18 protein-coding genes are annotated in these 22243 nt (G+C 64.3%); 7 read left to right on the forward strand and 11 right to left on the reverse strand.

Annotated elements, in window-relative coordinates; all coding sequences use genetic code 11:
• Window positions 1-110: 110 nt before the first annotated feature.
• Together ACQY5A_RS26140 and ACQY5A_RS26145 are read left to right on the forward strand one after the other, a co-directional pair.
• Window positions 111-494 (forward strand): hypothetical protein, encoded by a 384-nt coding sequence (locus tag ACQY5A_RS26140; RefSeq protein ID WP_428343125.1) that lies wholly within the window; start codon window positions 111-113, stop codon window positions 492-494.
• A gap of 248 nt (window positions 495-742) precedes the next feature.
• A complete protein-coding gene (locus ACQY5A_RS26145) occupies window positions 743-1204 on the forward strand; it encodes a VOC family protein (protein WP_428343126.1) in 462 nt (153 codons plus the stop codon).
• 136 nt (window positions 1205-1340) lie between these two features.
• On the opposite strand, the gene ACQY5A_RS26150 is transcribed toward ACQY5A_RS26145, so the two are convergent.
• The 4 genes from ACQY5A_RS26150 to malQ form a co-directional block, all read right to left on the reverse strand.
• Complete coding sequence (locus ACQY5A_RS26150; RefSeq protein ID WP_428343127.1) at window positions 1341-2390, reverse strand: YihY/virulence factor BrkB family protein; 1050 nt, start codon at window positions 2388-2390, stop codon at window positions 1341-1343.
• 519 nt (window positions 2391-2909) lie between these two features.
• Window positions 2910-5456 (reverse strand): ABC transporter, encoded by a 2547-nt coding sequence (locus tag ACQY5A_RS26155; RefSeq protein ID WP_428343128.1) that lies wholly within the window; start codon window positions 5454-5456, stop codon window positions 2910-2912.
• 274 nt (window positions 5457-5730) lie between these two features.
• Window positions 5731-6504 (reverse strand): alpha/beta fold hydrolase, encoded by a 774-nt coding sequence (locus ACQY5A_RS26160; protein ID WP_428343129.1) that lies wholly within the window; start codon window positions 6502-6504, stop codon window positions 5731-5733.
• Between the two features lie 179 nt (window positions 6505-6683).
• Complete coding sequence (malQ, locus tag ACQY5A_RS26165; RefSeq protein ID WP_428343130.1) at window positions 6684-8681, reverse strand: 4-alpha-glucanotransferase; 1998 nt, start codon at window positions 8679-8681, stop codon at window positions 6684-6686.
• Window positions 8682-9429: 748 nt separating this feature from the next.
• Between malQ and ACQY5A_RS26170 the strand changes: the two genes are divergently transcribed.
• Window positions 9430-10047: a hypothetical protein gene (locus ACQY5A_RS26170; protein WP_428343131.1), complete on the forward strand. Its 618-nt coding sequence runs from the start codon at window positions 9430-9432 to the stop codon at window positions 10045-10047.
• Window positions 10048-10132: 85 nt separating this feature from the next.
• Here ACQY5A_RS26170 and ACQY5A_RS26175 read toward each other — a convergent pair whose 3' ends face one another.
• Together ACQY5A_RS26175 and ACQY5A_RS26180 are read right to left on the reverse strand one after the other, a co-directional pair.
• Entirely contained in the window at window positions 10133-11599 is a 1467-nt protein-coding gene (locus ACQY5A_RS26175; RefSeq protein ID WP_428343132.1) for an aldehyde dehydrogenase, read from the reverse strand.
• Window positions 11596-12564 (reverse strand): Rieske 2Fe-2S domain-containing protein, encoded by a 969-nt coding sequence (locus tag ACQY5A_RS26180; protein WP_428343133.1) that lies wholly within the window; start codon window positions 12562-12564, stop codon window positions 11596-11598. The genes ACQY5A_RS26175 and ACQY5A_RS26180 overlap by 4 nt, the downstream gene beginning before the upstream one ends.
• Before the next feature lie 243 nt (window positions 12565-12807).
• Here ACQY5A_RS26180 and ACQY5A_RS26185 point away from each other — a divergent pair, with 243 nt between their 5' ends.
• The 4 genes from ACQY5A_RS26185 (at window position 12808) to ACQY5A_RS26200 (ending at window position 16584) form a co-directional block, all read left to right on the forward strand.
• Window positions 12808-13623: a FadR/GntR family transcriptional regulator gene (locus tag ACQY5A_RS26185; RefSeq protein WP_428343134.1), complete on the forward strand. Its 816-nt coding sequence runs from the start codon at window positions 12808-12810 to the stop codon at window positions 13621-13623.
• Between the two features lie 21 nt (window positions 13624-13644).
• Complete coding sequence (locus ACQY5A_RS26190; RefSeq protein ID WP_428343135.1) at window positions 13645-14382, forward strand: SDR family oxidoreductase; 738 nt, start codon at window positions 13645-13647, stop codon at window positions 14380-14382.
• 80 nt (window positions 14383-14462) lie between these two features.
• On the forward strand, window positions 14463-15071 hold the full coding sequence (locus ACQY5A_RS26195) for a hypothetical protein (protein WP_428343136.1): 609 nt from the start codon (window positions 14463-14465) through the stop codon (window positions 15069-15071).
• 16 nt (window positions 15072-15087) lie between these two features.
• On the forward strand, window positions 15088-16584 hold the full coding sequence (locus tag ACQY5A_RS26200) for a class I adenylate-forming enzyme family protein (protein WP_428343137.1): 1497 nt from the start codon (window positions 15088-15090) through the stop codon (window positions 16582-16584).
• A gap of 41 nt (window positions 16585-16625) precedes the next feature.
• Here ACQY5A_RS26200 and ACQY5A_RS26205 read toward each other — a convergent pair whose 3' ends face one another.
• The 5 genes from ACQY5A_RS26205 to ACQY5A_RS26225 form a co-directional block, all read right to left on the reverse strand.
• Complete coding sequence (locus ACQY5A_RS26205; RefSeq protein ID WP_428343138.1) at window positions 16626-17504, reverse strand: amidohydrolase family protein; 879 nt, start codon at window positions 17502-17504, stop codon at window positions 16626-16628.
• On the reverse strand, window positions 17501-19087 hold the full coding sequence (locus ACQY5A_RS26210; protein ID WP_428343139.1) for an SDR family NAD(P)-dependent oxidoreductase: 1587 nt from the start codon (window positions 19085-19087) through the stop codon (window positions 17501-17503). The genes ACQY5A_RS26205 and ACQY5A_RS26210 overlap by 4 nt, the downstream gene beginning before the upstream one ends.
• Window positions 19084-20868: a flavin-containing monooxygenase gene (locus ACQY5A_RS26215; protein ID WP_428343140.1), complete on the reverse strand. Its 1785-nt coding sequence runs from the start codon at window positions 20866-20868 to the stop codon at window positions 19084-19086. Before ACQY5A_RS26215 ends, ACQY5A_RS26210 begins: the two co-directional genes overlap by 4 nt.
• A 373-nt stretch (window positions 20869-21241) precedes the next feature.
• Window positions 21242-21691, reverse strand: coding sequence for a VOC family protein (locus tag ACQY5A_RS26220; protein ID WP_428343141.1), 450 nt, complete (start codon window positions 21689-21691; stop codon window positions 21242-21244).
• Window positions 21688-22137, reverse strand: coding sequence for a hypothetical protein (locus ACQY5A_RS26225; RefSeq protein ID WP_428343142.1), 450 nt, complete (start codon window positions 22135-22137; stop codon window positions 21688-21690). Before ACQY5A_RS26225 ends, ACQY5A_RS26220 begins: the two co-directional genes overlap by 4 nt.
• Window positions 22138-22243: the final 106 nt, after the last annotated feature.

Here is a 22243-nt window from a genome sequence, read left to right on the forward strand (position 1 = left end):
TTTGCGGTTCGGCCCCACCAGTGCCGAGAATGACCTCTGTGGCTTCTGGCTGAAAGCCTTCGAAATCAGCGCTGTTCCGGACAGCATCTCGACCATGACGAGAGGACAGGATGACGCGCGTCTTAGTGATCGGATATGCGCCCGATGCAGTCGATTTCACCGACCCGGCCATGCCGCCGGGCTTGAACGAGAACCTGATCGCCGAAGGCATAAAAAGGGACTTGCAGCTGATGCATGACCGGGGTTGGGAAGCGGAGCATCTACCAATCCGGGCAGACGAAACGTTGCGTGGCGACATTCTGGACCGCCTCGCACGCCAGTCTTACGACTGCATCGTGATCGGCGCCGGCGTCCGCATGACAACCAAGCATGTGGCCGAGTTTGAACACGTTATCGACGCTGTCCGGCATGGGGCACCGCTGACGCCACTCGCCTTTAATTCGAGTCCCGACAGCAGCGGCGAGGCCGCTGTCAGGTGGCTGCCCGAGGCTTAGCTTCTGACGCGCAATTGCGTGTCGCTGGCGGTTCGGCCGGCGTGAATGTGCCTGCGTTACAGCGGATGCTCGGGCACGATGCCGTCCACCGCTTCAATGACCGCGTGATTCAGTTTTCCGAAATTAGTTAGTTGTGGAGGAGACTGTGGCCAAACGATCAAGTTTGTCAGTGCCGGGCAGTGCGGCCGATGGCACCATCATTGCGACGGCCCCGGTGGCCCGCACCTGATTGGCTTAGCGTGGCGCCCATGCCGAAATTAAACACAGTCCAACTTGCTTCTGTCCGCGTCATCACCGATGACCTCCCGCGTCTCGTCCGGTTCTACGCGGTCCTTACGGGCGCGACCCCGCAATATCTGACCGACGACTTCGTCGAGCTGGTCACACCGTCGGCCACGTTTGCCCTGAGCGGCCCTGACCGAGTCGCGTTCATCAGCGAAAATCGGCCGCGCGCAGGCGCCAACAACACCGCGATCGTCGAATTCCTGGTAGAGGACACCGAGGCCCTCTACGCCATCCTAAAGACCGAGTTCGACGATCTCGACGTTGTGCAGGCGCCTACCACGATGCCGTGGGGCAACGTTTCGGTCCTGATCCGCGACCCTGAAGGGTCGTTGATCAACCTCTACACGCCCGTGACGCCGGACGGAATCAAGCTGCAGCAGAACCGGACGCCCAAGATGCTGCCAGAATCCACGGAAGACTCGTAATGCAAATTGTGGCAACCGGTTTCGGTGATCCGTCGGTGCTGAAGGTCGTGCCGATGAATGAGAAAAGGCTATGGGAGTTGACCGGGCGGCGGCGGAAACGGTAGGTAGAGATTGTCGCTGGTGAGCATTAGCGTATTCATCTCACCGTCGGCGGTGTCTGGGGCTGTCGGGATGATTCCGGACCGGCAGAGGTGTCGTCGTCATCCTGGGACTCCTTGTCCCGGTTGGGCGGGGCGCCGAAAGTGACGTCGATGTCTTGGAAGCCAATGCTGCGTTGAGCTGTGGCCTGATCGGTGTACGCCTGGCGGTCGGCATCGGTGAGGTCGACATCATCGGTGAACGGGGTCAACAATGCCCGCGGATGCAACCGATCAACCCGCACCACGTTGATCTCCACGCACAGCACCACCACGGTGGCGGTCAGGTACAGAAACGCCAGCATCCCCAACACCAACGCGAACACCCCGTTGGTGGCGCTCGCACTCTTGACAACGTGCCCGACGTACACGGCGCCGAAGGACTGCAAGAGCTGCCAGCCCAGCGCGGCGATCACCGCTCCCGGCGCGACCTGTCTGACCGACAATTCCCGATCGGTGCTAACGCGGAACGCGAAAAGGAACGCCGCCGCGTTCACCGCGATCGACGCCGCCAGGACCGCCACCTTGACCACGGCGCCGAACGCCCCCGCCCCGCCGCTGATCGCCGAAAGCACCGTGGTGCCCAGCAACGCTCCGCCGACGGTGACCAGCAGCAGCAGGCTGCGTCCCCGCGCCACGAAGGGATCGGGCCGTTTGTTCTTCGGGACCGCCCAGAGCGTGTTCATGGCGTTTTGCAGGGCTTGGCCGACCCCGAGACCCCCGTACAGCGCGCCTAGTACCCCGACGACCACCCCGGTGATGCCGCCGCTGAGCTGTTTGGGTTGCCCAAGTTGCGACCCGATCACCGGAAACTGACTCAACGCCGAATGCAGCACTTGATCGTGCACAGCCGGATGACCGACCAGCACCCAGCCCAAGACCGTCGACGACAAGAGCAGCAACGGAAACAGCGAGACGAACGCGTAGTAGGCGATCAACGCCGACAGATAGCTGCCCTGATCGTCGATGTACTTGTAAAGCACCGCCAGCGGAAACCCGAGCACGGGATGGCGCCGCTGCAACTCATCCAGGCGGTTGGTTATCCCCATTAGCCGTCTCCGCTCCCAGATTCGCCGACTGGCGCAAATGTGTAGTGGCGCGTACCCACCCGGTGACGGTATGAACCTCACACGATCGGCAACCGTGGTCGTGTCGCGCGCCCGCGTCCGGTTCACGAGGGTGGCGCACCCCGCACGTAGCAGCTGCTATTGCCTCCCTAAGCGGTTACCGCTGGTTCCGTGAACCTGTATGGGTTCTTACATGTTGTGCTACAGCATTTTTCGTTATCTACCGATTCCCGACAATCATCATGCGGCTGCGTTATGGCCCCTCCCAACCGATTCGGGCCGCCGTCGTTAGCGGATCGAATCGCCGCCACCGTTTACTCACGGTCGTCCCGGGTACGTTTCCGTCGTCTACCGTTATGTGTTTAAGGTGTCCGCATTGTCTTTAACGTTGTCCTGCGGCATATTTTGCGCGTACTTCGTCCTCGAAAGCAGACATCGCGACCGTCATCGCCGATGTGTTGTCAGACAGACATTTTCAGTTTGCTGATCTTCGCAACTTCTTCATCGAGTAGCAGGCGGCGCCAACTGCTTTGCCAGGTAAGGCGCCGTACGGCTGTGTTTCGCACCTGCCACCTTCTTTGGCGGTCCCGCCGCAACGACCCGGCCGCCGTCGCTGCCGGCTCCCGGTCCCAGGTCGATCACCCAGTCCGCACCCGCAACCATCCGCATGTCGTGTTCGGCCACCACGACGGTATTGCCCGCGTCGACCAGGCGGTGCAGTTGCCGGTCGAGCAGATCGACGTCGGCAGGGTGAAGCCCGGTGGTTGGCTCGTCGAGGACATAGAGCGTATGCCCCCGTTGGGGTCTCTGCAGTTCGGAGGCGAGTTTGATCCGCTGCGCCTCGCCGCCTGACAGCTCGGTCGCAGGTTGTCCGAGACGGAGATATCCGAGTCCGACCATCTTCAGTGTGGTCAGACTCCGCACTGCGTTGGCGACGTCGGCCAGAAACTCCGAGGCCTCGTCGACGGTCATCGCAAGGACGTCGGCGATCGTGTGGTCGCGATAGCGCACCTCGAGTGTCTCGTCGGAGTAACGCGCTCCGTGGCACGCCGGACAAGTGGCGTATGTGCCTGGCAGGAACAATAATTCGACCGATACGAATCCCTCTCCCTGACAGGTCGGGCAGCGGCCTTCGGCCACGTTGAACGAAAACCTGCCCGCCGTCCACCCGCGCCTCCGCGCCTTTGAGGTCGCAGCGAATTCGCGGCGCACGGCGTCGAACAAGCCGGTATAGGTCGCCAGCGTCGAGCGCGGGGTGCGTCCGATCGGGCGCTGGTCGACGGATACCAGCCGGTTGATCTGCTCGACCCCTGCTGCCGTCACGCCGGCGCTCGCGTCGTGATCGAGATCGAGGATCCCGGTGTCGGCTTCGTTGTCGTCGGATTCGGCCGGCTCGACACCGCGTCTGGTGCCGAGGTGGCGGTTCACGACATCGCCGAGGACCTTGACGACGAGCGTCGACTTGCCGGAACCGGACACGCCGGTGACGGCGGTGTAGACGCCAAGTGGCAGGTCCACGTCGAGGTCTCTTAAATTGTGGAAGCAGATTCCGCGCAGCTGCAGCCGCCCGGACTGCGTGCGGGGCTGACGAGACGGCGGCCCGGCCTCCTCGAAGAGGTATCTACGAGTGACCGACTCCTCGATGTCGACGAGCCCTGGCACCGGCCCGCTGTAAAGCACCTTTCCGCCAAACTCTCCCGCCCCCGGTCCGACATCGATGATCCAATCGGCACGGCGTACCACGTCCATATCGTGCTCGACTACGAACAACGAATTGCCCGCGCGCCGCAGGCGATCAAGCACGTCCAGTAGCGGTTCGGCGTCCGCGGGGTGCAGTCCAGCGGACGGCTCGTCGAGCACATAGAGCACGCCGAACAAGCCGGCGCGCAGTTGAGTGGCCAGCCGCAACCGCTGCAGTTCACCTGGTGACACCGTCGGAGTGCGACGATTCAACGTGAGATAGCCGAGGCCGAGATCGATGAGTATCTGCAGGCGTGCGACGAGGTCGGCGGCGATCATGGTCGCCACTTCCGTCAGCTCACCGGATTCCGTGGACTCGTACGCGGCGGCGGCATCGGTCCGAGAAGCCGTCGGGCGCAACGTGTCAGCGAGGTCGGCCAACGGCATCGCCACGTAGTCGGCGATGGTTTGCCCGGCGAAAGTCACTTGCAACGCCTCCGGCCGCAGCCCGGAACCGTCACATAGTGGGCACTCGACGCTGTCGACGAATTGCAGCACGCGGCGACGCATCATCGCGCTGTGGGAGTTGGCCAGCGTGTGGCGGACGTGGCGTTCGGCGCTGGAGAACGTGCCGTTGTAGTAATAGTCGGCCTGCACGGGATGCTGGCCCGGATCGATTTCGACTGTTGGTTGCTCGTCGGTGAACAGAATCCAATTGCGTTGACGCTTAGCAAGTTTTCGCCACGGCTTGTCGATGTCGTACCCCAGCGTGACGAGAATGTCGCGTAGGTTTTGGCCCTGCCACGCACCCGGCCAGGCGGCAACGGCGCCTTCGCGGATGGTCAGCGACGGGTCGGGTACCAGTGTCTCTTCGGTCACCCGATGGATCCGCCCCAGCCCGTGGCACTCGGGGCAGGCCCCAACCGCGGTGTTCGGGGAGAACGCATCGGAGTCCAGTCGCTCCGTGGCCCCCGGCGGGTAGGTTCCGGCGCGGGAGAACAGCATCCTCAGCAGATTCGACAGGGTGGTGATGGTACCGACCGTCGACCGCGACGTCGCCGAACCCCGGCGCTGCTGCAATGCGACAGCGGGCGGTAGCCCGGTGATGTCATCTACCTTCGGCGCGCCGGTTGGCAAGAGCAGGCGACGCGCGTACGGAGCGACCGATTCAAAGTAGCGGCGCTGGGCCTCGGCATAGATGGTCCCGAACGCCAACGACGATTTGCCGGACCCGGAGATCCCGGTAAATGCGACCAGCGCATCACGCGGCGCTACTACGTCGACACCTCGTAGATTGTGGACCCGCGTCCCGTAAACGCGCACGAAAGGATCGATGTCTTCCGTGCTTCGGTGGGACATCTCTGTCATCGCGCTCAGATGAGTACCCATGCTGCGGCCGCACAAGCATAATGTTTGCTGCTCGATCGCGGGGTCCGGCGTAGCAATCGTTCCCCGTTGGCTACGTGCCGGGAGTTGTTGCTTGTTCACCGAAGCCTAGTCAATCCGCGCACGGACTCGGCGTGTCGCCGGACCTTGCTGATCTTCGCTGCATAAGTCCAGTTCAGACGATTTCCTCGTTCGGCCGCACCCGCCGCCTCAGGCTGACATCCGTCTCGGGCGAGAGCCTCTGCCTGCTCGCGGGTTACCCGGTGGCTCCGAGGATCAGCCGCACAGTCTCCTCGGGCCGGTCCCAGTGGGGGAAGTGGCCACAGTCGGAGAACCAGTGCAGGGAGGCGTCGGGAAAGGCTCGCATCGCGGTGTCGGCTTCGCTCGGCAGGGTCACGCGGTCGTTGCGACCCCAGCCGATCGTGACCCGCCCCTTCAACGAACCTGCCGGTGCACCTTGCTGTTTGGGCCCGTGCACCAGCGCTCGCACCGCGTCGTTCAGGCTCGGAGAGCTGTTGAAGTTGCGCAGTTCCCCCAGCACCAGATCCGCGGGGAGTCGCCACGGTTTGGCGGAGAACTGCAGCAGCAGCGCGGTGCGCCCGACGGCGCTCTTGGTCAGGGCGGGCAGAAGCGGTTGAATGCGCTTGACCAAGGCGAGCGACGGGCCCACGGTGGCGCCGAAGATCTTGACCTGCCGGTCGGACCAGAATCCTCCCGGATCGAGCGCGACTACGTCACCGGCATGACCGCGGCGGGCCAAGTCAAGCACTATGCGAGCGCCCATCGAACTACCGACCACGTCGACGCCGCCGAGATCCTGCTCCGCGATGAAATTCTCGACGGCATCGGTGAGGGAGGCGATGGAGACTTCACTGGTCAGGGGTGGGCTTTCGCCGAAGCCGGGAAGGTCGATGGCGATCACCGTGCGTTCGCGGGCCAGGGCAGGCACGACGAGGTCCCAGTTGTGCAGGTTGGAGATGCCGTGGACGAGTAGGAGCGGTTTGCCTGATCCGGTGCGAATTGAATGCATCCCCAGGGGATACCCCGGCCAGACGAGTTTATCGGCTCGACATTTCCTCGCGGAGTAGACCTCTGGGCACGATGACCTAAGCCGTACCGCGGTGCGCACACCGAATCTGACGTTTGTCGCCGCTTTTGCAGAATCGCCGACGCGCGAGCCCTGCGAATCGCCCGCGAAGCGGCTTGCAGCTACCGGTGGTGACTGTCCTGGAATGCGGCGACCATCGCGGCTACCCGTGGGTCCGTGCGTAGCTGTTCCAGGCTGTGCGGCAGCGGGATTCGCCAGTTAGGGTATTCGTCGACAGTGCCGGGCAGGTTGGGTTGTCGAGGTTCGGCGAGAACGTCCAACGGCGAGACCAATTTCAACCGGCTCGGCGTTGCGGCGAGCAACCGATGCATGGCCGCGATGATCGTAGCTTCGTCCGGCTCGGACCCGTTGTCAGTCGGCGGCAGCAGACCTTCGGAGCCCAGCAATGCCAGCAGCTCGGTTCGTTCCCGCTCGGCGGCGGCCAACTCGGCCGGCACGTCGTCGAGGAGGCCGCGATCAGCGCGCGCACGCACGTGATCGCCCCGCAGAAATCCCGCAGCGGTGGGTAAGTCGTGGGTGGAGATGCTCGCGGCTGCGCGCTGCGGCCACTTGGCAGGCGGCAGCAGCGGTTGGTCGGGCGCGGCCTCGTCGCGGACGAACCAGGACACGGCGCATCCGAGCATGGCGTTGTCCGCCAGCGCCTGGGTGACCTCCGGTTCCACGGTGCCCAGGTCCTCGCCGATCACGATCGCGCGCGCCTGGTGTGCAGCTAGCGCTAACACGGCCAGCATTACGTCGGAGTCGTAGTGCACGTAGGTGCCGCGATCAGGGCCGTCCCCCGGTGGGATCCACCACAACCGCCACAAGCCGGCGACGTGGTCGATCCGCAGACCGTCCGCGTGAGCAAGCACAGCGGCCAGCATGTCGCGTAGCGCGCCGTAGCCGGTGGCGGCGAGGCGGTCCGGACGCCACGGTGGCAGCCCCCAGTCCTGGCCGGGCGGGGTGTAGTTGTCGGGCGGCGCCCCGACCGTCACCCCGGTGGCCAGCACGTCGGCCAAAGCCCACGCATCAGCGCCGTCGGCGTCGACCCCCACCGCGAGGTCGTGTATCACCCCCAAGGCCATGCCAGCGGCGTGCGCGGCGTCCCGAACGCCGACCAACTGCTCGCTACACCGGTGTTGAATCCACGAGTGGAATGCGACCCGTGGCGCCAGCTCCCGGCGCGCCGCAGCCACCGCCGGCCCAGCGACGTCACGCAGCGGCTCGGGCCAGCGGCTCCAGCGGCCCCCATGGCCTTCGGCCAGTGCGCAGTACGTGGCCCAGTCAGCTAGTCCCGGTAGTGGCGAGCCGCCGTCGCCGGATGGCCGACCCTCGGCGCGCCAAAGCAATTCCAGCGCCGCCCGTTTCGCAGACCAGACGAGGTCGTAGTCGATGCGCTCGGTGCTTGCCGAAACCCGCAACGCGTCCACTTCCGCGCGGGTCTCGGGATCGGCCCGACGGTAGGCCTCGAGATCCTCGATGCGCAGCGCAAGTGGATTGGCGAAGCGCCGGCTCGAGGGCGTGTAGGGCGACGGCTGCACCGGATGCGTCGGACCGGGGGCGTGCAGCGGATTCAGTAGGACCGCGCCGGCATGGTGCTCGGCGGCGGTCCAATCTATGAACTCCCGCAGGTCTCGCAGATCACCCACGCCCCACGAACCGGCCGAGCGAAGTGCGTAGAGCTGCAACATCCAACCCCAGGTGGCCGGCGGCGTCCGCAGCCGCGGCGGGGCGGCCACCAGTGTGGCTTCTTGGCCGTCGCTGGTGTGAAGCCGGTACCAACCAGGCGACAGGTCACCGGGCACCTCCCCGCGCAGGGCCGTCTCGACGCCGTCTTCGGCTACCAGCAGGGCCGCACCGGGTATCGCCCGCGCATGCCCACCGACCCGCACCGCTATTGTCGGCGCGAGACGATCGACCCGACCGTTCTTGGTGAGGCGGGCTAGCTCGCGGCGCCGATCAGTCTGGCTGCGTGCGTCAACCTCCAGTAGCCCAAGCACTTTCACGACCACATCGAGGTCGACCTCGACCAGCTCGCGTCGCTCGTTGCGATAACTGGTCGCTACCCCGTGGGCGGCAGCCAACTCGCGCAAATCTTCGGGCACCGGTTGAGGCGTCACTCGACGAACCTTTCAGACGTCGCCCAGCCGAATGTCATCCGCAGCCGGACTTACACCTCGCCGCTATACCCACTCCGCGAACTCTCACACGGTCGACCCGTTGCTGTCCGCCAACCTGTTGAGCCTCAACTTTTCTCGGCGACGGGACATCATTCGCGGAAGCTCGAACTCGTGGCGCGGAGTCGATCCGTTGCAACGACCGCCGGGGCGTCCTCACGAGGCGACGGGGGTTGTCTCCGATGCAGGGTTAGGGGCTCTTGTAACTACCCGCGCCAGCCGGACGCGGGAAGCGGCCAGGCCCAACTGCAGCGCGCCGCCGATAACGTTTGTCACCGCGAATGTAAAACAGTACCGGCGATGGACGTCCTTGCGATCTCGGACAGCGCTCCGCCGGACGTCCTTCTTCCGCGCCACGCCGGCCAACTGTTGCGGCACCGTGCGAACGGTGCCTGATCCTTCAATCAGACTTCTAGACAACTCTTTAGGCCCAACGCGGCCTCGGCGCGTGGCTCGTGAAACATGTGCAGTCAGGGTCGCGCAAACATACCGCGCTCGTCCCGGCCAACACTTTGTTATGTGTTTACATCTGAGCCATGAAGTGTCACACTATCGTCTTGGGAGGTGGTCGCACGATGCCGACCGTCATGAGTCGTACTCTGTTACCTGACAGCCTTATAAGCCGCGTCGACCTACGGTCTCTGCACGAGGATGGACTCCGTGGCTTCCCTGCCGCGCAGGGGTTTCGGCGATGAAGCACTTCGAGGTGGACGGTGTCGACTCGGAATTCGGTGCCGACAGCAAGTGCGCGAGACTCTCGCGCTCGCTCGGGGCGATGGATTGCACCGTCGCTGTCATCGCGGACGACGTCGCAGACATCGTGCACTCCGCTGGCGGGTGGATCTTCGACCGGGTCCGGGCCGGCTGGCGGGTATCTGCGTGGACCACTTCGCCTTGTGATCTCACTCCGCTAGTGATCCTCGGAGTCAGGCCGACCTCGATTTACACATCGTGGCTTGCGGAATTGTCCGAGGCACAACCTGCCAGCCTCGCGATTCAGAGCGACTTGTTGGCACCGGAGAGTCCGCTCAACATCGAGGTCCAGGAATTGATGCGGTGCCCCACGACTGAGGTCACCGTCTGGGGTGACGGAAAGCTGTTGTCCGAGCGTCAATTCCAACCTGTACAGCACACGCTGAGTCCGGCAGCGCGGCGGTTTAAAAAGCATGCGCTGGAAAGGGTAGAACGCTCACCGGCAACAGACGAAACGGAATACTTTCGATGCCGCGCACCCTGGTATCCGCTCGACGGAGGAGCTGATCTTCAGCAGGTCAGCGCAGACCAGCCGACAATTGTCCAAGCGAACTAACGAACCAGGAGTACCCGGCACGCGTTTGCGTCCAACTGTGCGCAACGGCAGACCACGTCGTGGCTAATGCCAGAGTAGACACGCGCTATCGAACGTTATCCAAAGCAGGCAGCTTGCCCGCGCTGACCACCGACTGCAGCTCGGTGTACTCGGCCAGACCCTCCTCGGCGAACTCGCGCCCAATTCCGGAATGCTTGAATCCGCCGAACGGACAGGAGATGTCGAGCATGTACATGTTGATACCGTAGGTGCCGGTGCGCACCTGACCGGAAATCTCCAGTCCGTGCGCGACATCGTTGGTCCACACCGAACCAGCCAGGCCGTAGTCACTGTCGTTCGCGATGCGGATGGCGTCCCGTTCATCGGTGTACTTGATGACCGTGAGCACGGGTCCGAAGATTTCTTCGCGCGCGATCTTCATCTCGTTGGTGGCGTCGGCGAACAATGTCGGTCGGACGTACCAACCCCGCTCCCTCGGTGAATCGTCGCCGCCAACAACCAGTTTCGCGCCCTCGGCAACGCCGGCACGAATGTACTCCTGCACGCGGTGTTGCTGACGTTGGGTAACCAGGGGGCCGATATCAGTCTCGGAGTTAAACGGGTCCCCCACCACCAGCTCCGACATCAGGTCGGCCAGCGCGTCGACGAACTCGTCATGCTTGCGCTCGCTCACCAGAAGCCGAGTCTGAGCCACACACGCCTGACCATTGTTCATCAGGCTGGCCATCTTGAGGCCGGCGACTGTCTTCCCGATGTGCGCGTCATCCAGAATGATGGCGGCAGATTTGCCGCCGAGTTCGAGGCTGTATCGCTTGAGCTGTTCCCCGCACAGCGACGCGATGCGCTGTCCGGTCACGGTATTTCCAGTGAAGGCGATCTTGTCGACGCCAGGGTGGCGTACCAACTCCTCGCCTACCGCACGGCCGCCGGGTACCACCGAGACAACACCCTCAGGCAGGCCGATCTGCTCGGTCATCTGCGCAACCCACAGCGTGTCTAGAGGCGTCTCCGGGGCGGGCTTGATCACCACGGTGCATCCGGCAATGAGCGCGGGAATCAGCTTGGGCATCAGCAGGTTCTGGGGCACGTTCCAGGGGATGATGATCCCCACCACGCCTACTGGCATCCGGCGCAGATGCACGTCGCCGAGAACGCCCGTGCGGCGCTCAGTCCACGGGAAGTGTCGCGCGGTTTGCGTCGCGAGGTGCATCATCGATGCCGCGCCGGCGGCCTGTCCGAGTCGGCTGAAGCTCGTTGGCGAACCCATTTCGGCGGTGATCAGATCCGCCATGTCATCGATGTGGGTCGAGTACACACCGGCCAGTCTCTCAACCGCCGCGATCCGTTCGGCGTGGCTCAGCCGTGGCCATGGACCCTCGTCGAACGCTGTGCGTGCCGCGCGAACGGCCGCGTCGACGTCGGGACCACTGCCGGCCGCGGCGTGGGCGAGGACCTCCTGGGTGTGCGGCGACACCACGTCGATGCGGCCTCCACCGGTTGCGTCCTGCCACCGTCCACCAACGAATATCTGTTCGTAGGAAGGAACTTTCACCGCATACCGGCCGACTCGGCGTAGGAGCGCTCGGCCCAGCGCCGAAATTCGGTGATCGCCGACTCACCGCGGGCAAGAGCCGGCTTGTCACGGTATATCTTTGCCTCCCAGATGGGGATGTCCTGCTCGATCTGCGTGCAGAAATCGCGCGCGAATCCCAGACCCATACGGGATTTGTCACCGGTCTCCGGGTCAAGGGCGACGAAGAAGGTGTACCGCGCGTCAACGTATTCACCGTCGATGGGCGTGACTGTCAGCAGGGTGCACGACCGGCCCAATCCTCGGTGCCGCACGACGTCGATGCCGATGCCGAACAGTTCAGAATCCACCGCGCCCGAAACCGGGCCCCGGGGGGTCTCGAAGTTGACCTCGGCGACCGCACGAAAGAGGTGTCCATCGTGTTCAACGTTGAGACTACCGAAGTCCGAGACACCGTGAACGGTCGCGAAATGCGCGATGTCAACCGTGTTCTCGAACACTTCCTGCGGATGCGATCGAAACTTCCAGCGGGCTGACTCAGGCGCGTGAAACGCGAATGCGGCGTCTTCGGCCTCGGGGACCGTCGGCAGTTCCCACTCGGGGTCACCGGCCTCGGGCGAATGCCAGACGAAGACCATCCCCGCCCTCTCAACCGTCGGCCACGCCCGCAGTTTCGCCACCCGGTTGGGTGCCTTCGTATACGGGATTTCGACATTGGCCCCCTTGCCGTTGAACGTCCAGCCGTGGAACGGGCAGATCACGCAGTCCGCCCGCACCGTTCCTCCGGCCGAGATGTCCGCGCCCAGGTGCGGACAGTAGGCGTCGAGCACGTAGGCACTTCCCGATTCCCCTCTATAACAGACTAATTGGCGACCGAAGTAGTGCAGCGAGATGACTTCTTGCTCGGCTACGTCACGGCTGTACGCCACTTGGAACCACCCCTTCGGGTAGTTCGAGAACGGGAAGCGCTGTGCCACCTCTGACATCGCACCACCTTTCCAGACGGGGCCCGTTAGACCTATAGCGCTAACATAGCAATAAAAGACAGATCGAACGAAATTTGTAACGTCTGCGACCGTGCGTCCTGAGGGCGGCCAATGACCGGGGCAGCTATTTGGTAATCTTAATAATGATAGCTTTTTACTGACGTGCCGATAGTTGTGTGCCCTGCGCGAGGTGGACGGCGGCGACCACCGAGCAACCGAACCGCCGCGGATGGGCAGTCCAGGATGACGATTGGGGTAGACCGCGGAACTGCGCCGCGAATGGCCTCACCGCGAATCGCCGAAGTAGTCGCCCACGAATTACGCCGCCAGATCTTGGACGGCGAACTGGCCGACGGCGACTTGCTTCCCCCACAGGCCGTGCTCGGCAAGAGCTTCAATGTCAGCCTAGTGTCGCTGCGGGAGGCGCTGCGAATACTGGAGACGGAGGGACTGGTATCGGTGCGTCGAGGCAACCAGGGCGGCGCCGTGATACGCACGCCGACAAAGGCCAGCGCGGCCTACATGCTCGGACTGCTCCTCCAGAGCGAACACGTCCTGCTCGACGACCTCGGTGCTGCGCTTCGGGACCTGGAACCAACCTGCGCGGCACTGGCTGCGCAACGAGAAGACCGGGTCAGCACCATCGTGCCCGAGATGCGACGAATTAACGTCGCAATGTCGGAGAAAATAAGCGAGGCAGCGCTTTTCACCGATCTGGGGCGCCAGCTTCACGATGCCGTTGTGCACGGATGTGGGAACTCGACGATGATAGCCGTCGTCGGCAGCCTCGAGGCGCTGTGGAGCAGCCACGAGCAACGCTGGGCGACAACGAGTGCAGCAGTCGGCGAGTACCCGTCGATGACCGAACGCAAGGCTGTTTTGAAGACACACACCTCATTGACCGACGCCGTCGAGCGCGGTGAGCCAGAACGCGCGCGGCGGCTCGCTTCGCGACACCTGGCAGACGCCCAGGCATATGTGTTGTCCAAGAACGGTTCTCAGCGCATCGCCGCGACCTCCACGCACGTCGTCATGCGCACCGACGGTGTGCACTCCTAACAACCGAAAACGGAGGGATAGATGGATTCACCCGGGCGCACCGCCCGAAACGCGGTCATTACCGGAGGCAGCGGCGGTATTGGAAAAGCCTGCGGCCGTGTGCTTGTCGAGCGCGGTTATGACGTCATACTTACTGCGCGCCGTGAAGGCCCGCTGCGTGCCGCGGCTGAGAATATCGGTGCGCGGTGGCGGGTTGCTGATGCTTCGGACCCCGCCGCGTTCGGTGCGGCAGTGGCCGAACTGACGCGAATCGACCTGCTGGTCCACGCCGCGGGCACACTTGGAGGCACATATGCACGCAAGCAGAGTGTCGAACAATGGCGAGTGATGATGTCCGCCAACCTCGACTCCTGCTTCGTCGTGACCCAAGCCGCGCTACCAGTGATGCAGCCCGGCTCTCGCTTCGTTTTCATCTCGTCCTCGGCTGCACACGAGCCGATGCCGGGCCGAACCGCGTATTCGGCATCAAAAGCCGGGATGAACGCTTTCGCTAGAGCGCTGGCTCTCGAGGTTGACCGCGATGGAATCAACGTCAACATCGTGACGCCCGGTCCAGTGGAAACTGAGATGCTACAAGACGTTCCGTTCGAGATGTACGCGGTCACGACCAGAGATGTGGCCGACACTGTTGCGTGGCTGGATACCGCGCAACCATCTGTGGACCTGCCCGAGATCCGACTCAACGCAATCACCCGCGGTCCCCTGGCGCGTCCTCCGGTCGTGCCGCTAGAGGCTCAGCGGCGGGGGGTGCGAACCTAGCTAGCCCGCAGCGGCGGCAGACGTCGCAATTATTTACCGTCGTCGTTTGCTTCGCTACCTCTGCTACGAAAGAGATTTGGATGCAGATCGGACCCAACGCAGACCAGCTCGCGCTGCGCAATTCGATGCGCGCGGTCCTGGCTGCCGAGTGCCCCTTATCACTGACGCGAGCGTCTTACACGGATTCCCAAGCGTGGCATCCGTTGTGGCACAAGGCGGTCGAGCTCAGCTGGACGTGGTTGGCGCGCCGCGGATCCGACGATGACGAAGATCCGGGCCTGGGCACGCTCGATCTGGTGCTGGCCTTGGAGGCCTGCGGGGCCGTACTCGCGCCGCTCCCGCTGCTCAGTAGCGTAGGACTGGCCGCGGGAGCGCTTCGCGCCGGCGGCGCGGCCCTGACGGAGGTTCTCGCCGAGATCGCCGACGGCCACGTTGCCACCCTGGCCGTCCAACCCGCGACGCAGCGACTGCCGGGTGTTTGTATGAGCCTGCGCGACGGTCGGGTGCGCGGAACCGCTGTCGCCGTCCCCGATGTTGAGCATGCCCGTCTCGTTGTGGTGCTATGCGACAACGGCGACACCGTATCGGTTGCGGCGCTGCGACCGGGTGACGGGGTGTTGGTCGAACCTGCCGATTCCGCCGACCCGTCGCGTCAATTGGCGACCCTGATAGTGGACGCCCCGATTTGAAGGGATGCCGCTGTTGATGCCTGAAACCCCGCACTCACCCGCCACGGAAAACCCCGTCGGGGAAACGCCGTACGGCCGTCAGCTCACGATGCGAGCGCTCGCCGAGGCGGACGGCACAGCGCTCACCGTTATCGCCAAGGACTCTTCAGAGACGACGCTGGATTGGGCCGCTCTCGAACGCGCGGCCAACCGGTGGGCACGCGCGCTGGAGTCCTCTGGGGTGACCCACGGTGCGATGGTCGCGCTGTCGATTCCCAACTCGATGGAACTCGTCGTCTCCGCCCTTGCGGCGTGGAAGGTGGGCGCGGTGCCCATCCCGATGCGATGGGACCTGCCGGCCTGGGAACACCAGCGGCTTCTCGACGTCGTTCAACCTGCGTTAGAAGTCAGCGAGGGCAACCTGGCGGCTCTGGCCGACGTCGCACGTAGCCAGGATGACACTGCGCTCCCGGACATTGTCTCGCCCGCACTCAACGGTATCTGCAGTTCCGGATCCACCGGCCTGCCCAAGATCATCCTGAACACGGCACCAGCGATGTGGAACCCGGAATTGCGCGTGCCGTTCATGGCGCAGTGGACGCCGGTGAGCCAACCACAGAAAATTCTGGTGCCAACGCCCATGTATCACACCAACGGCTTCAACACCATGAACTACCTTCTCGGCGGCGACCAGTTGGTGGTACTCGAAAAGTTCGACGCCGCACTGGTTCTTGACGTTATCGAACGACACCGGATCACGACCTTCACCGCCACGCCGACGATGCTGGCGCGCATTGCCGACATTCCCGGTGTCGAGGACCGCGACATGTCCAGCATTGAGTGGATCCTGCAGGGCGCCGCGGTCATGCCGCAGAGTCTTCTTCGCCGGTGGTTCGAGTTGCTCGGGCCGGAGCGAATCGTGCTGGCCTACGGCATGACCGAGAACCTCGGACTGACCGCACTGCGCGGGGACGAATGGCTGCAACATGCCGGCAGCGTTGGCAGAGGATTCCGCGACACCGAAATACGGGTGGTAGACGACCACGGCCGCGTCGCCGCGCCGGAGGCGTTCGGCGAGATTTACCTGCGCGCTCCGATGAACGACCAGTACCGCTACATTGGCGGCGCGCCGCCGCTTCCGACGACACCGGACGGCTTCACATCGGCCGGCGACATCGGCTATCTCGACGCCGACGGCTACCTCTACATCGCGGATCGTCGAACCGACATGATCGTCACAGGCGGCGCCAACGTGTTTCCCGCCGAAGTGGAGTCGGCGCTGATCGACCATCCCGAGATCGCCGACGTCGTAGTGATCGGTGTCGCCGATCCCCAGTGGGGACGACGCGTCCATGCGGTGGTGCAGGCATCGGACGTTGCTCGACCGCCAACCCAGCAAGACGTGATCCGCTATGCCAAGGATCGGCTCGCCGCATACAAAGTGCCCAAAACCGTCGAGTTCGTCGACGAAATACCCCGCAGCGCGGCGACCAAGGTCAACCGCTCGGCGATGGTTCAAGCACGCGGTGGCTGAACGTCGTAGTGGACTGTTGACGACCCAGACGCCGCAAGGCGTCAGCAGCGGTAGATGCGCTCCGCGTTAGCGGCGAAAAGCTTGTCCCTGTCCCCCGTGCCGAGGCCGGCGACCACCGCCGAGTAGGTGCCGTACAGCTCATCGAAAGTGCCGTGCATCGCGTCCACGGGAAAGTTACTCGCGAACAGGCAGCGGTCGACTCCGAACGCGTCGATGGCGCGCTCAAGCCATGGCGCTAACACGTCGACCGACATTGACGCCAGCGGCATCGCCAGACCGGAGAGTTTGCACAGTACGTTGTCGCCAAGGCCGGCCAGGGCGTCGATGCCCTCGGTCCACAGGGTCCGCTCGTCGTCGCTCCCGTTGCGGGGCCAACCAACATGCTCGACGACCACAACAAGGTCGCTGTGCGCCTCCAGTCCCCGAGCCACCGCAAGCAGCTGATCCGGATGCGTCATCACCTCAAACAGGAGACCCCGCTCGACCAGCGCGCGCAACACCTCGGCCGGGGGCAGCGGAGCCTCGAAAACCCCCATGGGGCGGACGCCGCGAAAGCGCGACGCCGTCAGCTGTTCGTCAACGAACGCGATTGCCTCGGCAATGGATTCGGTGTAAGGCAGGCCGCCGACGATGGCGTCGGGCTGGCCGTCAGCCGCCGCCCGTCGATCGAGTTCGAAGGTTTCCTGAATCGAGTGCTCGCCGGTGGCAGCAGCCACGTTGACCAATTTCTCGACGTTCCAACCAGCCGTCTCTGCCCGATAAGTGGGAACGTCGAACCGGCGGGCCATCCCTGAGACATCACCCATGTTCAGTTCCGCGTGGCCCGCCGACAGGTATGGGTACCAGTCGGTGCGGGCAGGATCCCACAGATGGACATGCGCATCGACGATGCGCTCAGGCCGCGGCGGTGCGGTCGTCACTGCGGCGCCACCACCTCTCCCAGTGCGTCGTCGAACCACGACGGCACCGTCGGTCCGCCGAAGTTGATGCTCCCGATCGGGCGCGGGTGGCTGCGCAACCCGAACCACCCTGCGCCAGAGACTAGTTCGGCGCCCACGAGTCCATCGGCGCTCGCGCTACTCAGCAGGTGGGCCGTCAGCACGGCTGGGACGTCGTCGGACTCAGCACTGACGGCGAACGGCAGTACCAGACCGCCGGTGGCCTCACGGCCGGCGCGAGCCAGTTGTGCCGAAGCCTGCGCTCGGCTGCGGCCACCGGCCGTGGTGGCCGCGGTGATGGTGACCAGGCGGACGGGCCGGTCGCTCGAAGAGGCCGTTTCGGCGACCGCACGAGTCCACCGGGCGTCGGCGAGGATCTGATCGACGACGCCGTCGTGCTCGGCGAGGATGCGCTTCCACCCCGAATCCGCTTCGGTGGCTGCGGCGGGTGTACCCGCGAGGGCCACCACCACGGCGTCGGGTGCGTCGAGATCGGCCAGCGCCGCCGGGTCGTTGATCCGGTACGACGACACTCCCCGTGCCTGAAGTGATTCCGACAGTGCGGCCGCCACCTCGGATCGGTCAGCGACGACAGCGCACGACCGCGCGGCATCACCCAGGAGGGGGTCGGTGGCCGACTGCTCGAACACCGATCCGAAGCGAGCGTTGCTGCCGCCGCCGCTGACCTGGCGGCTCTCGGCACGGGCCAGCGCGATGGTAGTAGCGGCCTCCACCAGATGGGCGGGGGACGGAACGTCATCGCTGCGGACCACCTCGAGCAGCCGCGGCTCGTCAATCACTGCAACTTCCGACCCAGCGGCGAACAACACCCGCCCGCGGCAGGCACCGAAACCGCCGCCTACCAGGTGAGCGCCTAGCGGGCCGAGTTGCTCTGGGGTGGGCATCGAACCCAGTGACAGTCCGCCAGTGGCCGAGCCGCCAGTCTTCGACGTCTGTCCGAGAGCGGCGGCCACCATGCGGGTGGCGGCGATCGGCGAGATGGCGTTGATTACCACTCCTGCGGGAGCGTGCCGGCCCAGCTGCCAGGTGAGTGAGGCCACGGCACGCTTGGCACAGCTGTAGGCGCCGGCGTCGGCGGATCGCCAGCCCGATCCGGAGGTGACCCCGAGGACGTGACCACGGCCGGCCGCCGCCATGAGCGGCAGGGCAGCGCTGAGCACGTTGCGGTAACCGTCGAGGTGCACCGACAGGACGCTGAGCCAGTCGTCGTCGAGACCCCGCGCGTAGCTGGTGGGACGGCTGATGCCCGCGACGTTGACTACGGCGTCGATTCCCCCGAACTCAGCTGCCAACTCGTGGAACAGTTCGCGTACACCCGATACATCGGTGACGGAAACGCGCGAGGCACGCGCGGAACCACCTGCCGCGACGATGCGGGCGGCAGTGGTGGCCTCGGTCTGCGGCAGCGGTTCGGTGCCGTCGACAGAAACGAGCGGGTCCATGGTGACCACGAAAGCACCAGTCCGGCCGGCTGTTTCGGCGATCGCGGCACCGATCCCGCCGCCGCCGCCGGTGACAACCACCACACGCTGCCGCTCGGTCACGCCAGTTCCAGCCCCTCGAAATCGCCGGACGCGAGCCACCCTTCGAGCAGTTTTCGATAAGCGAAGTAGTCACCGAATCCGCGGCCGAAATTGGTGTCGCGAGGCCTTACGCCGCCCGGGTCGCCTTCGTTGTTGATACGGGACGGCGTACAAGCAGCCATGACGGCGCTGGGGTCGATGTAGGTGTCGACGATCTGCCGTGTCCAGTCGGCCTCGGCCTCGGCGGATACGTCGAACCAACGGGCTCCCTTTTTCTCCAGCAGCGCAACGGTTTCGGAGACAAACTCGGCGCCCAACACGGCAATCTGGGTGTAGTTGACGGTCACGACCGCTTGTTGGCCGGGCGCCGGCATAACGAACATGTTCGGGAAGCCGCGGCTCATCATGCCAAACAGGCTGGCGGCGCCGTCGGCCCATTTCTCGGCGAGAGTGACGCCTCCCTGCCCGATGATGTCGTGGCCGACGCGACGCTGTAGCGGAGTGGTTTCCGCTTCGAAGCCAGTGCCATAGACGATGCAGTCGACGTCGTATTGCCGGCCGGCGACGATCGGCCCCCGGTCGGTGATCTGGTCGATGCCGGCGGGGCAGTCGACAAGGGTGACGTTGGGCCGGTTGAACGCATCGAAGTACTCGTCATGGAAGCAGGGCCGCTTGCAGAGGTAGCGGTAGTAGGGCTTGAGCGCCGCTGCGACGTCGGGGTCGTGAACCAGCTCGTCGATCCGTCGTCGGTGCTCCTCCATGATGCCGAAGTCGAGTTCCTCGGCGGTGCGGATGAACTCTTCGCTGGTCATGCCCTTGCGCCGGGCCGGGTTCTGTACCGCGGCGTAGTGATGGGTCCATCCGTCGTCGGTGAGGTCCACCTCGGCTGGGCGACCAAGCATGATCGATTGAAAGTTGTCCATCCGTGCTTTCTGCCAACCCGGCTGGAGCCCCTCGGTGAACGACGAATCGGTGGGACGATTGCCCCGCACGCCGATCGCCGAGGGCGTGCGCTGGAACACGTGCACGTGCTCGGCCGCCTCGGCGAGGGGGGGCAGAATTTGCAGCCCGCTCGCGCCCGTCCCGATCAACGCGACGACCTTGTCGCTGAGGTTGGTGAGCGCTTGACCCGGACCGCCTCCTGTGTAGCCGTAGTCCCACCGCGCGGTGTGAAATGCACGACCTGCGAACGTGTCCATGCCCGGGATCGCAGGCAGCTTCAAGAGATTCAGAATTCCTACGGCCAATACATAGTAACGACACGACAGCTTGTCGCCCCGATCGGTTTGTACCATCCAGCGTCCGGTGTCGTCTCGCCACACTGTTTGCGTGACACTGGTGTGGAAAAGTGCATCTGACACCAGGTCATAGCGCTCTGCAATCGTCTGCAGATGCTGCCTGATTTCCTCTCCGAAGGCGTAACGCCGGGTCGGGATGTAGTCCAGTTCCTCGAGCATCGGAAGGTACTGATAGGACTCGACGTCACACATCACCCCCGGGTACCGATTCCAATACCAGGTGCCGCCCATCCCGCCGGCCTGGTCGACGATCCGGATGCGCTCGACGCCGACCTTGCGCAAATGAGCGCCCGCGAGAATACCGGCGATGCCTCCGCCGACAATCACCACATCGGGTGCGTCGACGATGGGCTCTCGCGCGGTGTATGGAGTGAACGGGTCGACGCGGTAGCCGGCAACGTACTCGTCGCGGGTGAGGTCTCGGATGGCCGCGCGACCGGGAACGAGGCGCTTGTCACGCTCGGCCAGATACTTGGCATGCACGACTTCGGGGTCGAAAGCCATGGGTCTCCCTATCGACGGCAAAAGTCTACTTTACAGCTGTTGTAGCATATGTAACTAGCCTTGCCGGCCGATAGGTAACCGTTACGGGCTCCCGGCGCGCGGTAGCTTCGGACGCTGAATCCTTGGCAGCGCGTTTGAATGCTATCGCGCAACGCAATCCGCTCACCTGCCTACAACCCGATTCCGTCTGCCACCGCCTGAACTGGTCATTACACATGGCGGGCAAGATGTCACCAGAATTGGGGTTGCCCACATTCATCAGTCGTGCACCGAAGCCCTGACACCGGCGATGATTATGTCCAGTCCGGCGCGAAAACGCGCGGCGCCCCCACGTTTGCCACGAGAGCATCGAGTTCGCCATAGGCCCGCCGGCCTAGGTCAATACCGAAAGCTTGCCCACGGGAAGCAGTTCCACCATGACGCCGTCGGGATCCGTCACGGTGGCGGCCATTCCGCCACCTGGTGTGGACATCATGCGCGGGCTGCCCCCAAGTCCCATCTCGTCAAGCCGGGACAGCACCGCGGCCACATCGACCTGCAGCGAAAGCAGGAAGACGCCGCGGACCGGCAGACCCGGTTGCGGTTGCGCCTCGGCGACGCTGGGCAATCCGAGGTCGAGCAGCTCGACCATTCCGGAGTCCGGCTGCTCGGCGTCGCCGAGGAACACGGTGCGCACTGCTTCGGTGTGGACCCCCAGAAGCGACTCCAGGTTGGCGTTGAGCACCTTGTCCGCCAGGACGGTCAGCTCAAGACCATCGCGATAGAAGCGCAACGATTGCTCCATGTCGCAAACGCAGATCCCGGCGTGATGTGTGGTGCTCACGGAAGCGAAATCCCCTGTGCGAGGCCGCGTTCGCGCGTCTCACCAAGCGCAGATGTCTCCGCATCGCCGAGACCGCCGTTGCCGACGAGATCGGAAACGCGGGTAAGCAGACCGCGCAGTTGAGGCGCCGACCGTCGTCGCGGAAGGCGAGCTTCTGGCCGATCGAGTCGAACTGCTCGAACTCGACGGGTCAACACTTCGTCAAAATTATGCTTACGGCGTGGCGGTTTGGGTGGATCTCCCTGGCAGAGCGCTTCGATGTCCGACGCGACTTTTCCCTCGATGTCGCAGAGTCTGTCCTGCGCGTGTCGAGGCGCACTGGTGTCTTTCGAGGACGGAGTGGCAACAGAAATGAACTGGCTGCAGACGGTGGCGTACTTTAGGTTGGTCAGCCGCCACCTGAACAAAATGCTTATGTCGAACTCCCACGCGATCTTGCCCACCACCAAGCCCGTCATTGATCGCCGGCGCTGCGTCGAGCGACTGGCACCGTGTGACTGATGTCCGGGTAGCCAAGTCGCGATGAAGACCGACTCAGTGTGACATTATAGG

This window comes from Mycobacterium sp., assembly GCF_965277065.1.
Classification (GTDB): Bacteria; Actinomycetota; Actinomycetes; order Mycobacteriales; family Mycobacteriaceae; genus Mycobacterium.

Bases quoted from the DNA above. Each gene is read 5' to 3' on its own strand.
- ACQY5A_RS26215 (WP_428343140.1), bottom strand. From the start codon at position 20,868: ATGGCTTTCGACCCCGAAGTCGTGCATGCCAAGTATCTGGCCGAGCGT.
- ACQY5A_RS26195 (WP_428343136.1), top strand. From the start codon at position 14,463: ATGCAGATCGGACCCAACGCAGACCAGCTCGCGCTGCGCAATTCGATG.
- ACQY5A_RS26150 (WP_428343127.1), bottom strand. From the start codon at position 2,390: ATGGGGATAACCAACCGCCTGGATGAGTTGCAGCGGCGCCATCCCGTG.
- ACQY5A_RS26180 (WP_428343133.1), bottom strand. From the start codon at position 12,564: ATGTCAGAGGTGGCACAGCGCTTCCCGTTCTCGAACTACCCGAAGGGG.
- ACQY5A_RS26145 (WP_428343126.1), top strand. From the start codon at position 743: ATGCCGAAATTAAACACAGTCCAACTTGCTTCTGTCCGCGTCATCACC.
- ACQY5A_RS26185 (WP_428343134.1), top strand. From the start codon at position 12,808: ATGACGATTGGGGTAGACCGCGGAACTGCGCCGCGAATGGCCTCACCG.
- ACQY5A_RS26170 (WP_428343131.1), top strand. From the start codon at position 9,430: ATGAAGCACTTCGAGGTGGACGGTGTCGACTCGGAATTCGGTGCCGAC.
- ACQY5A_RS26140 (WP_428343125.1), top strand. From the start codon at position 111: ATGACGCGCGTCTTAGTGATCGGATATGCGCCCGATGCAGTCGATTTC.
- ACQY5A_RS26200 (WP_428343137.1), top strand. From the start codon at position 15,088: ATGCCTGAAACCCCGCACTCACCCGCCACGGAAAACCCCGTCGGGGAA.
- ACQY5A_RS26190 (WP_428343135.1), top strand. From the start codon at position 13,645: ATGGATTCACCCGGGCGCACCGCCCGAAACGCGGTCATTACCGGAGGC.
- ACQY5A_RS26155 (WP_428343128.1), bottom strand. From the start codon at position 5,456: ATGACAGAGATGTCCCACCGAAGCACGGAAGACATCGATCCTTTCGTG.
- ACQY5A_RS26160 (WP_428343129.1), bottom strand. From the start codon at position 6,504: ATGCATTCAATTCGCACCGGATCAGGCAAACCGCTCCTACTCGTCCAC.